This window comes from Halomonas sp. BM-2019 (assembly GCF_017584085.1).
In genome coordinates this window covers 1,088,319-1,099,615 of sequence record NZ_CP071922.1, presented here as the reverse complement: position 1 = coordinate 1,099,615, position 11,297 = coordinate 1,088,319, and the positions used below count along the sequence as shown (strand labels likewise).

Annotated in this window: 8 protein-coding genes and 1 tRNA gene; 3 read left to right on the top strand and 6 right to left on the bottom strand. The window is 69.9% G+C overall.

From position 1 onward, the window contains the following. Window positions 1-60: 60 nt before the first annotated feature. The 4 genes from J5F18_RS05570 to purL form a co-directional block, all read right to left on the bottom strand. Window positions 61-921, bottom strand: coding sequence for a ScpA family protein (locus tag J5F18_RS05570; protein ID WP_346302177.1), 861 nt, complete (start codon window positions 919-921; stop codon window positions 61-63). Between the two features lie 142 nt (window positions 922-1,063). Next, a complete protein-coding gene (locus tag J5F18_RS05565) occupies window positions 1,064-2,887 on the bottom strand; it encodes a DEAD/DEAH box helicase (protein ID WP_346301331.1) in 1,824 nt (607 codons plus the stop codon). Window positions 2,888-3,023: 136 nt separating this feature from the next. Continuing rightward, entirely contained in the window at window positions 3,024-3,539 is a 516-nt protein-coding gene (locus tag J5F18_RS05560) for an AmiS/UreI family transporter (protein WP_346301330.1), read from the bottom strand. A 167-nt stretch (window positions 3,540-3,706) separates the two neighbouring features. Then, a complete protein-coding gene (gene purL / locus J5F18_RS05555; protein WP_346301329.1) occupies window positions 3,707-7,711 on the bottom strand; it encodes a phosphoribosylformylglycinamidine synthase in 4,005 nt (1,334 codons plus the stop codon). 169 nt (window positions 7,712-7,880) lie between these two features. Between purL and mltF the strand changes: the two genes are divergently transcribed. Next, window positions 7,881-9,353 carry a membrane-bound lytic murein transglycosylase MltF gene (gene mltF, locus J5F18_RS05550; protein WP_346301328.1) on the top strand — a complete coding sequence of 491 codons (1,473 nt, stop codon included), beginning with the start codon at window positions 7,881-7,883 and terminating at the stop codon, window positions 9,351-9,353. A 13-nt stretch (window positions 9,354-9,366) separates the two neighbouring features. Here mltF and tadA read toward each other — a convergent pair whose 3' ends face one another. Next, window positions 9,367-9,825, bottom strand: a complete 459-nt coding sequence (gene tadA / locus J5F18_RS05545; RefSeq protein ID WP_346301327.1) for a tRNA adenosine(34) deaminase TadA — start codon at window positions 9,823-9,825, stop codon at window positions 9,367-9,369. A gap of 80 nt (window positions 9,826-9,905) precedes the next feature. Here tadA and J5F18_RS05540 point away from each other — a divergent pair, with 80 nt between their 5' ends. Beyond that, the gene (locus J5F18_RS05540) at window positions 9,906-10,730 is read left to right on the top strand and encodes an acyl-CoA thioesterase II (protein WP_346301326.1); all 825 of its coding nucleotides are present in this window, start codon (window positions 9,906-9,908) and stop codon (window positions 10,728-10,730) included. A gap of 37 nt (window positions 10,731-10,767) precedes the next feature. Next, window positions 10,768-10,843 (top strand) — tRNA-Thr (locus tag J5F18_RS05535). Window positions 10,844-10,969: 126 nt separating this feature from the next. Here the strand turns inward: J5F18_RS05535 and J5F18_RS05530 are convergent. Beyond that, window positions 10,970-11,116, bottom strand: a complete 147-nt coding sequence (locus J5F18_RS05530; protein ID WP_346301325.1) for a hypothetical protein — start codon at window positions 11,114-11,116, stop codon at window positions 10,970-10,972. Window positions 11,117-11,297: the final 181 nt, after the last annotated feature.

Genomic DNA, 11,297 nt, shown 5'->3' with positions numbered 1-11,297 from the left:
CGGCGGCCAGCAGCGCCGCCTCGAGGATCTCGTCCAGCGCCTCGGGATATTCCATGGCGGTCATGGCCGCCCTCCCGCGTCATCGTCCGCGAAGGCGCTCTCGCCCTCGACCTCCAGGTCATCCAGATCGCCGGCCTCATCCGCCTCCACCGGGGTGCGGGCGCGCACGTGGATCGGCGACAGCGGGGCATTCTGCACGATCTCGATCATCGCCTCCTTGGCGAGCTCGAGGATCGCCATGAAAGTGACGATCACCCCCGCCCGTCCTTCCTCCAGGGTAAAGAGCGCCTCGAAGGGGGTGAAGTGACCGTCGCCGAGCCGCTCCATGATGGCCAGCATGCGCTCCCGGGTCGAGAGCACCTCGCGGCTGATCTGGTGGGACTGGGCCAGCTCGGCGCGGCGCAGGATGCCGGCCAGGGCACCGAGCAGCTCGCCGAGCTCCACCTCCGGATGGATCACCCGCGACTCCAGCGGCGGCAGCAGCGCCCGCGCCGGGAACCAGTCGCGCCCCAGCCGCGGCAGCTCGGCCAGCGCCTCGGCGGCATGCTTGAGCCGCTCGTACTCCTGCAGACGCCGAATCAGCTCCGCCCGCGGATCCTCCTCCTCACCATCGCCCCCCTCCCTTGGCGGGCGCGGCAGCAGGGTGCGCGACTTGATCTCGGCGAGCATCGCCGCCATCAGCAGGTACTCGCCGGCCAGCTCGATCTCCATGGCCTTCATCAGCTCCACGTACTCGATGTACTGGCGGGTGATGGCGGCCACGTCGATGGCCAGGATATCCAGGTTCTGGCGGCGAATCAGGTAGAGCAGCAGGTCCAGCGGCCCCTCGAAGGCCTCGAGGAAGACCCGCAGCGCCTCCGGCGGGATATAGAGATCCTCCGGCAGCTGGGTGATGGGCTCGTCGAACAGCCGCCCAAGCACCTCGGCCCGTTCGGCGGCAACGGCACTCGGCTCGGGGCTTGCAGTATCGGCGGTGACGCTCACGCGGCGTGCCTCTCCGGGGACGCGGGATCAACGGGCCAGTCTAGCAAGGGTGAGCCGCGGGAGACAGCATCGGCGTCCGCTACTCCGCCGCCGCTGCCTTGCGATAGCGCCCGACGTAGTCGAAGAGTTTCTCGCGCACCTGCCAGTGGCGGCCCACCTTGCGGCCCACCACGAAGTCGGGGTGGCGCAGCCGACGCTGCTCGGCGACCACCTCCTCCGCCGTGGTCGGGTGAAAGGGCACCCCCGGCGCGCGCAGGTGGTCACGCAGGAAGACCGCGGCGAAGGCGCCGCGCTGGGCCGGCGTCTCCAGGGCGAACCACTCGGCCAGCGTCGTGCCCTCCTCATCGTGGTAGGTCACCTTGAGCCGCGCCATGCCGCGACCGTTGACGGTCGCCTCGAGCTGCATGCCGGCCACCCGCAGCACCCGGGCATCGCGCAGACGCAAGGCTTCCTTCAGCTTGTCGTCGGCATCCACCAGCAGGACATCGCAGCCGTGGCAGCGCCGGGCGGCGATATCGTTCTCGGCGCCGCAGTCGCCGCACACCTTGAAGCGAAAGCGAAATGTGCACTGCGCCATCGCCGGCGTCGTCGACGTTGATTTTTCGCTTTGAGCGCGGCTTCGGGCGCTTTCAACAAGCCCCTGACAACGCCGGCCGAAGTGCTCGGTCACCAGCTCGCCGTCGCGTTTCCCCCAGAAGAGGTTGGCGTGGCCGCAGGCGGGGCACGCCACCTGCACCGGCTCGCTGTCGGAGGCGGGCTTAGGCGCGCCCACCTCCGGCGCATAGAGGTCCCAGGGGTTGCCGGCGTAGTCGAGGATCAGGCAGTCGCGCTTGCCGGGCGAGAGGCGCAGGCCGCGGCCGACGATCTGCTGGTAGAGGCTCACCGATTCGGTAGGGCGCAGGATGGCGATCAGGTCCACGTGGGGCGCATCGAAGCCGGTGGTGAGCACCGCCACGTTGACCAGGTACTTGAGTTCGCGGGCCTTGAAGGCGGCGATGAGCCGCTCGCGCTCGGCTATGGGGGTCTCGCCGGTGACCAGGGCGGCCTCGCTCGCCGGCAGGTAGCCGAGGATCTCCTCGGCGTGGGCCACGCTTGCCGCGAAGAGCATCACCCCCTGGCGGTCGCGGGCGCGCTCGATCACCTCGGCGATGATCCCCGGGGTGGCGCGATGGCCCGCCGCCACCCGGTTGAGCTCTTCCTCCCGGAAGAGCCCGCCCGCACCCGGTGTGAGCGCCGAGAAGTCATAGCCTTCGACGGCAGCATCGATGTGCGTCGGCTCGGCCAGGTAGCCCTGCTTCACCATCAGGCGCAGGGGCTGCTCGAAGACGCAGGCCTGAAAGAAGCAGTCGGCCTCGCCGCGCACCATACCGTGATGGTGGCGGTGGTAGATGAAGCCCTGGCCGAGCCGGTAGGGGGTGGCGGTCAGCCCCAGCACCTTGAGCCGCGGGTTGGCCCGGCGCAGCCGCTCGATCACCCGGCGATAGCCGGCGTCCTCGGCGGGTGAGACCCGGTGGCACTCGTCGATCACCAGCAGGGTGAAATCACCATCGTCGAAGCGCGCCAGGCCCCGCACCACTGACTGCACCGAGCCGAAGACCACCTGGCGGCCGCTCTCCTTGCGCCCCAGGCCCGCGCTGAAGATATCCGCCGAGAGGCCGTAGGCCGCGTACTTGGCGTGGTTCTGCTCGACCAGCTCGCGCACATGGGCCAGCACCAGCACCCGCCCGCGGGCCAGACGCGCCAGCTCGGCGATCACCAGCGACTTGCCGCTGCCGGTGGGCAGCACCACCACGGCGGGGTCGTCCGAGCCGCGAAAGTGCTCGATCACCCGGCGCACCGCCTCCTGCTGATAGGGGCGCAGCGCCGGGGGCGAGGCGATGGGGGTGGCGGTGGATGACGGCATGGCATGGATCACGGGCGAAGGGACAGGCCGTCATCTTAGAGGCTATCGCCCGGGGTGACGAGGCGCTCAGCCGCCCCCTCACGGTGGCGGATGGGTCGAGCGCGACCGGGGCGGGCGCCGCTTTCCAACGGCGGCTTTAGGCCAGCAGCCCCTGCAGCAGCAGATACCCCGGTACCCAGGCGGTCACCAGCCCCTGGGCCAGGGCGGTGCGGGCCATCAGCGGCTGGAGCCGCGGGCGGTGGCAGAGCATCTGGTAGAAGCCGAACCAGAGCCCGGCCCAGGCCAGCCAGTTGAGGGCGGACCACCAGCCCCACACGCCCTCGGCCACCGCCAGCTGCAGCAGCCCGGTGGGCAGGGCGGTGAGCGCCACGAAGAGGCAGAAGTAGCCGAGGCCATGGCCGGAGCTGCCGTTGCGGCGATTGATGGCCACCCACAGGTAGGTGAAGGCGAAGAGCAGCGTCATGGCCGCCGTGCGCACGCTGGCGGCGTCGGCTCCGGGGCCGAAGGCGGCATGGGCCGCCACCGCCAGGCTGACCCCGCCGGCGAAGAAGTTGATCACCTGGATCTCGCGATCCTCGATGCGGCCCTGCAGCCACAGGCCGTTGAGCACCAGTACCGCGCCCACATAGAGCAGACTCAGCCCCTCATGCACCTCTGCACTCTCCCGGTTCGGGGCGCCGACCCCATTGCCGGCGCCCAGAGCGCCCTTATAGCCGGGCGCGGCGACGGCGGCAAGATATATTCGGAAATATTTTCCAAATTTATGAGCAGAGCCGAAAAAGGCGACCCGCAGGCCGCCTCGATGAACCCGGAAGTCCCTCAGTCGACCCAGACCCGGGCGTTGCGGAACAGGCGCAGCCAGGCGCCGTCCCGGGTCCATTCGGCGGGACGCCAGGAGTTGGTCACCGCCCGCACCACCCGCTCCGGGTGCGGCATCATGATGGTGGCCCGGCCGTCCGGGGTAGTCAGGCCGGTGATCCCGGAGGGCGAGCCGTTGGGGTTGGCCGGGTAGCGGGTAGTCACCTGGCCGTAGTGGTCCACGTAGCGCAGGACCACCTGGCCGCTGCCCTGGATCTTGCGCAGGCGGGCGCTGTCGGGGAACTCGGCGCGACCCTCGCCATGGGCCACGGCGATGGGCAGGCGCGAGCCCGCCATGCCGGCCAGCAGGATGGAGGGGCTCTCCTCCACCTGCACCATGGCCACCCGGGCCTCGAACTGCTCGGACTCGTTGCGCATGAAGCGCGGCCAGGCCTCGGCGCCGGGAATCAGCTCCTTGAGCTGGGCCAGCATCTGGCAGCCGTTGCACACCCCCAGGGAGAAGCTGTCGTCGCGCTGGAAGAAGGCCGCGAACTGCTCACGGGCGCGCTCGTTGAAGAGCACCGACTTGGCCCAGCCGCCACCGGCGCCCAGCACGTCGCCGTAGGAGAAGCCGCCGCAGGCCACCAGCCCCTTGAACGCCTCGAGGTCGATGCGCCCCTCGAGAATGTCGCTCATATGCACGTCCACCGCCTCGAAGCCGGCGCGGTCGAAGGCCCAGGCCATCTCCACCTGGCCGTTGACCCCCTGCTCGCGCAGCACCGCCACCGCGGGACGCGCGGCGTTGACATGGGGAGCCCGGAGGTAGGGCGCGGCGATATCCTCGTCCACGTCGAAGCTCGGGGTGGCGGAGAGGCCCGGGTCACGGTCGTCGAGCAAGCCGTCGAACTCGCTCTTGGCGCACGCCGGGTTGTCGCGCAGGGCCTGCATCCGGTAGCTGGTCTCCGACCAGGTGCGCTGGGCCAGCAGCCGGGTGGTCTCGAGCAGCGGCTCCTCGAAGAGGGTCACTCGCACCTGGTCGTCGTAGCGGGGCCGGGCGATGACGCCGCAGGTCTCGAGGCCGGCGGCGGCGAACTGGGCCAGCACCGCCTCGGTGTGCTGGCGGTTGACCTGGATCACCGCGCCGAGCTCCTCGGCAAACAGGGCGTCGACCGCCTCGGCGGGCTCGTCGATCAGCCAGTCGAGCTTGATCTCTAGGCCGGCGTGGGCGGCGAAGGCCATCTCCAGCAGGGTCACCAGCAGGCCGCCGTCGCTGCGGTCGTGGTAGGCGAGCAGCTTGCCCTCGGCGTTGAGCCCCTGGATCACCGCGAAGAAGGCCTTGAGGTCCTCCGGGTCGTCGAGATCCGGGCACTCGCTGCCCACCTGGCCGTAGACCTGGGCCAGGGCCGAGCCGCCCAGGCGGTTCTTGCCACCGCCCAGGTCGATCAGCAGCAGGTCGGACTCGTCCTGCTCCAGGTTGATCTGGGGGGTGAGGGTCGTCAGCGCATCGGTGACCGGGGCGAAGCCGGTGACGATCAGCGACAGCGGCGAGGTGACACGCTTCTCTTCCCCCTCTCCCTGCCTGTTCTCCTCCTGCCAGGCGGTGCGCATGGACATGGAGTCCTTGCCCACCGGGATGGCGATGCCAAGCGCCGGACAGAGTTCCATGCCCACGGCGTGCACGGCGTCATAGAGCGCCTGGTTCTCGCCGGGGTGGTCGGCGGCGCTCATCCAGTTGGCGGAGAGCTTGATGTCCTGGATCTTCTCGATGGGGGCGGCGGCCAGGTTGGTGATCGCCTCGGCCACCGCCAGACGCGCGCTGGCGGCCGGGTCGATCAGCGCCACCGGCGGGCGCTCGCCCATGGCCATGGCCTCGCCGGCGTGGGTATCGAAGCTCGCCGTGGTCACGGCCACGTCGGCCACCGGCACCTGCCAGGGACCGACCATCTGGTCGCGGGCCACCTGGCCGGTGATGGAGCGGTCGCCGATGGTGATCAAAAAGCCCTTGGAGGCCACGGTGGGCAGGCGCAGCACCCGGTCCATGGCCTCGCGCAGGTCGAGGTTGTCGAGCATCACGCCGGACAGCTCGGTGCGCCGGCGCTCGAATTCGCGGGTCATCTTCGGCGGCTTGCCGAACAGCACGCTCATCGGCAGATCGACGGGCTTGCTATCGAAGTGGCCGTCGCGCACCGCCAGGTGGTGCGCCTCGGTGGCCTCGCCCACCACGGCGTAGGGACAGCGCTCGCGGCGGCAGAGGGCGTCGAAGGTGTCGAGGTCCTCCGGCGCCACCGCCAGCACGTAGCGCTCCTGGGCCTCGTTGCACCAGATCTCCAGCGGGCTCATGCCCGGCTCGGCGTTGGGCACCGCGCGCAGGTCGAACAGGCCGCCGCGCTCGCCGTCCTTGACCAGCTCCGGCAGGGCGTTGGAGAGCCCGCCGGCGCCCACGTCGTGGAAGAAGCGAATGGGGTTGGCCTCGCCCAGGGCCCAGCAGCGGTCGATCACCTCCTGGGCGCGGCGCTCGATCTCGGGGTTGCCGCGCTGCACCGAGGCGAAGTCCAGGTCGGCGCTGGAGGCGCCGGAGGCCATGGAGGAGGCCGCGCCGCCGCCCAGGCCGATCAGCATGGCGGGGCCGCCCATCACGATCAGCTTGCCGCCCACCGGGATCTCGCCCTTCTGCACGTGGCCGTCGCGGATATTGCCGTAGCCGCCGGCGATCATGATCGGCTTGTGGAAGCCGCGGCGCTCGATGCCGTTCACCCCCAGGGCGTCCTGCTCGTAGGTGCGGAAGTAGCCGGCGAGGTTGGGCCGGCCGAACTCGTTGTTGAAGGCCGCCCCGCCGATGGGCCCCTCCAGCATGATCTCGAGGGCCGAGACGATGCGCTCGGGCTTGCCGTAGTCGAAGGCCTCCCAGGGCTGCACGAACTCGGGGATGCGCAGGTTGGAGACGGTGAAGCCGGTCAGGCCCGCCTTGGGCTTGCCGCCGATGCCGGTGGCGCCCTCGTCGCGGATCTCGCCGCCGGCGCCGGTGGCCGCCCCCGGGTGCGGGGCGATCGCCGTGGGGTGGTTGTGGGTCTCCACCTTCATCAGGATCTGGATCGGCTCCTCGACGCTGGCATAGACGGCGCGCTCGCCCGCCTGGCCGGTCAGCGGTGCCGGGAAGAAGCGCGGCGCCGTGGTGCCCTTGATCACCGCGGCGTTGTCGCTGTAGGCGGAGAGGATGTTCCCCGGGGAGGCCTGGTAGGTGTTCTTGATCATCTTGAACAGCGAGTGCGTCTGGGCCTCGCCGTCGATCACCCAGTCGGCGTTGAAGATCTTGTGGCGGCAGTGCTCGGAGTTCGCCTGGGCGAACATCATCAGCTCGACGTCGGTGGGGTTGCGGCCCAGCTCCTGGAAGGCGCCCACCAGGTAGTCGATCTCGTCCTCGGCCAGCGCCAGGCCGAGGGCGACGTTGGCCGCCACCAGTGCCTCGCGACCACCCGCGAGGAGGTCCACGCTCCCCAGGGGCGCCGGTTCGTGGTGGGCGAAGAGCTGCGCCGCATCACTGGCGTCGGCCAGCACTGTCTCGGTCATGCGGTCGTGGAGGGTGGCGCGGATCGCCGCGAAGGCCTTCTCGGAGAGCATGCCCTTGAGCTTGACCCGGTAGGCGATGCCGCGCTCGAGGCGGCGCACCTGGGTCAGGCCGCAGCTGTGGGCGATATCCGTGGCCTTGGAGGACCAGGGCGACTGGGTGCCGATGCGCGGCACCACCAGGAACAGCTGCCCCTCGCCACGCCCCACCGTCTGGCTGGACCGGTCCCGGGACCCCGTGACGTGGGAACCCTGAACTTGAGAGCCCTGAACCTGGGAACCATAGTCGAGCAGTTGCTCCAGCACGGCCAGGTCATCGCCGGATAGCTCGCCGTCATGGTCGACGAAGTGCACGTACTGCGCCTGCAGCGACTCGACGTCGGCCGCCGCCTCGCGCAGGGCGGCCAGCAGCTTGGCGTGACGGAAGGCGGAGAGGGCGGGGGCGCCGCGCAGTTCGAGCATATCCTGGAGCCTCTGGAAATCATCTAGGAGGGGGCCGCGGCCAGCGGCGAAGAGCCCGTATGATACTGGAAAGCCCGGGGCGGAAGAAATCGCGGCGAGAAATCACACGGATGACAGCCGCACCGCGGCTGGTTATGGTGAAGGGTCGTCATCGCCAGCCGCTCCCCGCATGCCCGTGATCCTGCTCGACCCGCTCCTGCGCCGCTGGCGCCGCCGCCCTGCCCTGAGCGCCCTGGCGCTGGCCGCCGCACTGCTGCTCTGGCCTGGTCATCCGGGGGCGCCTGACACCCGGCAGCTGGAGGCGATCCTGGCCCAGGAGTTCCTGCAGGTGCAGACACGCAACACCCCCACCGCCTACTACGAGGGCCGAGAAGGGCCTACCGGCTTCGAGTACGAGCTGGCGCGCCGCTTCGCCGGCCACCTGGGGGTGAGCCTCGCGCTGAACTCGGACCACCACGCTGCCAGCGTGCTCGAGGCGGTGCGCGAGCAGGGCGACCTGGGCGCCGCCGCCCTGCCGCTGACGCCCGAGGCCGAGGGGGTGATCTTCAGCCGACCGATCCTCACGCTGCAGCCGGTGCTGGTCTACCGCCGCGGCCTGCCGCCGGTGACCGACCTGGACCGGCTGGCGGGGCTCTCCCTGGGCACCCTGGCCGGCGCCGGCACCGACCGGGTGCTACGCGAACTGCAGGCCGACCGCCCCGCGCTCAGCTGGCAGGAGAGCGACGAGCTGGAGGTGGCCGAGCTGTTGCGCTGGATCGAGGACGGGCGCCTCGATGCCGCGGTGATCTTCGAGCACCAGTTCCGGCTCAACCGGCTCTCCTTCCCCGGCGTGGAGCGCGGCTTCCCCCTCGGCGACCCGCTCTCCCTGGCCTGGGCCTTTCCCGCCGAGGGTGGCCTGGCGCTCGCGGAGGCGGCCAACCGCTTCCTCGAGACCCTGCACGGCAAGGGGGAGCTCGAGGCCCTGGTGGCGCGCTACTTCGGCCACGACGACTACCTGGAGTACGTGGGCGCGCGCACCTTCATCCAGCACGTCCAGGCCCGCCTGCCGGACTACGCCGAGCTGTTCCGGGAGGCGGCGCGCCGGACCGGCTTCGACTGGAAGCTGCTGGCCGCGCTGGGCTACCAGGAGTCCCACTGGGACCCGGAGGCGACCTCCCCCACCGGGGTACGCGGGCTGATGATGCTGACCCTGCCCACCGCCGGCGACCTGGGGGTGAGCGACCGCCTGGATCCGGTGCAGAGCATCCACGGCGGCGCCCGCTACCTGCGCCAGCTCAAGGAGCGTCTGCCCGAGTCGATCAATGGCGAGGACCGCCTGTTCATGGCCATGGCGGCCTACAACGTGGGGCTCGGCCATCTCTACGACGCCCGGCGCCTCACCGAGCAGCGCGGCGGCGACCCGGACCGCTGGGCCGACGTGCGCGAGTCGCTGCCGCTGCTGCAGGAGCGGGAGTGGTATCGCCAGACCCGCCACGGCTATGCCCGCGGCGGCGAGCCGGTGATCTATGTGCGCAACATCCGCCGCTATTACGAGATACTGAGCTACGTGGATCGCCATCAGCGGCAGTTCTACCTGCTCAACGCCCGGCTGCCCGACGCGGAGGACGAGCGGCTGCTCCAGACGGTCGCGCCGCTGCCCTGAGCCGATGGTGGCGTCACTCGCCACGGCGTGGGGCGAAGAACGCCCGAAGCAGCCGCGCGGCGCGGGCGGCGAGCACGCCGCCGACCACCTCGACCCGATGGTTGTACCAGGGCTGGGCGAAGAGGTTGGCCTTCGACTCCACCATGCCGGTGCGCGGCTCAGCGGCCCCATACACGACCCGCGCCAGCCGGGCGTGGATGATCGCGCCGGTGCACATCAGGCAGGGTTCCAGGGTCACGTAGAGGCTGCAGCCGTCGAGGCGGTAGTTGCCGAGCCGCGCGCCGGCGTCGCGCAGGGCGCGGATCTCGGCGTGGGCACTGGGGTCATGGCCCGAGACGGGGGCGTTGTAGCCCGCTCCGATGATCTCGCCGCTGGCATCCACCACCACCGCGCCCACCGGCACCTCGCCGGCGGCCAGGCCCTCGCGGGCCTGATCCAGGGCCCGGTGCATATAGTACTCATCGCTGCGCAACGCCCTGGACTCCATGTAGACTGGGATAAAACACCTGTATGAGGGGCCGACGCCCCCCCCCTGCCCCGGAGATCTCGCACATGTCCAACGCCCTCGACGACCTGGTGGGCCTGCTGGCCCTGGAACCCCTGGAGGAGGCCCTGTTCCGCGGCGCGAGCCAGGATCTCGGGCTGCCCCAGCTGTTCGGCGGCCAGGTGCTGGGCCAGGCGCTGTCGGCGGCCAGCCAGACCGTCGAGCCGACGCGACGCGCCCACTCGCTGCACGGCTACTTCCTGCGCCCGGGGGACGCGCGCCGCCCGGTAGTCTATCAGGTCGATGCGGTGCGCGACGGGGGCAGCTTCACCACCCGTCGGGTCACCGCCATCCAGAAGGGCCGGCCGATCTTCTTCTGCAGCGCCTCCTTCCACGGCGAAGAGTCGGGGCTCAGCCACCAGGTCGACATGCCCCGGGTGGCCACCCCGGAGCAGCTGACCGACGCGGGGGCCCGCCTGGTGCGCTTCGCCAACCACCCCATCGAGTTCCTGCTCGACGCCGAGGCCCATGAGGCCGGCCAGGCGGCGCACAAGCGGGTATGGTTCCGCCTGGCCGGCGAGCTACCCGACGACCCCGCCCTGCACCGCTACCTGCTGGCCTACAGCTCCGACTTCAACCTGCTGACCACCGCGCTGGTCCCCCACGGGCTCGATTTCCGCGACCCGAAGCTGCAGATCGCCAGCCTGGATCATGCGCTCTGGTTCCACCACGATGTGCGGGTCAACGACTGGCTGCTCTACGACATGGACAGCCCCTGGACCGGAGGCGCCCGCGGCTTCACCCGCGGCGGCATCTACGATCGCCAGGGACGCCTGGTGGCCTCCTCCGCCCAGGAGGGGCTCACCCGGCTGCGCGAGCCCGCCGGGGACTAGCCGAACCCCAGCCCACGGCGCTACCATCTCTGTCAGTGCCGCAATAGCTCAGCTGGCAGAGCAGCGCATTCGTAATGCGCAGGTCGGAGGTTCGAATCCTCTTTGCGGCACCATGCCACTAGCATCAACAACTTATCGTCGCCGTGAGCCCTACTGGTACACATGAGGGGCACCATGGCGATTTCCTACGCTGTCCGCAAGCCTTCCGGCACCTATCACTTCCGATGGCGCCTAAGTGCCTATGCAAAAGTAATCGCATGCTCCTTGCCGCCGTAGTTTGACAGGATCCGTTCCACCTCGCTGGTCAAGGTGGCAAAGCTTTCGTAGGCCGTCAGCGGCAACCAGGCATACTTGACTTGGCGCCAGAGGATCTCGATCAGGTTCAACTCCGGTTTCCTCGTGCAGCCGAGCCCGAATGGTCTTGATCTGATGAGGATGTTCATTGACCAGTTTCTGTAAGCGCTCATGGTCCTGGTCATCGAGGATTGGAGGTCGTCCGCTGCGTGCCTTGTCTCGGAGGCCATCCACGCCCTCCGCTTCCCAGGCCTTGAACCAACTGGCTACCGT

What these genes read in the sequence shown, in the direction of transcription:
- J5F18_RS05565 (WP_346301331.1), bottom strand. Translation starts at nt 2,887, where the DNA reads ATGCCGTCATCCACCGCCACCCCCATCGCCTCGCCCCCGGCGCTGCGC.
- purL (WP_346301329.1), bottom strand. Translation starts at nt 7,711, where the DNA reads ATGCTCGAACTGCGCGGCGCCCCCGCCCTCTCCGCCTTCCGTCACGCC.
- mltF (WP_346301328.1), top strand. Translation starts at nt 7,881, where the DNA reads ATGCCCGTGATCCTGCTCGACCCGCTCCTGCGCCGCTGGCGCCGCCGC.
- J5F18_RS05540 (WP_346301326.1), top strand. Translation starts at nt 9,906, where the DNA reads ATGTCCAACGCCCTCGACGACCTGGTGGGCCTGCTGGCCCTGGAACCC.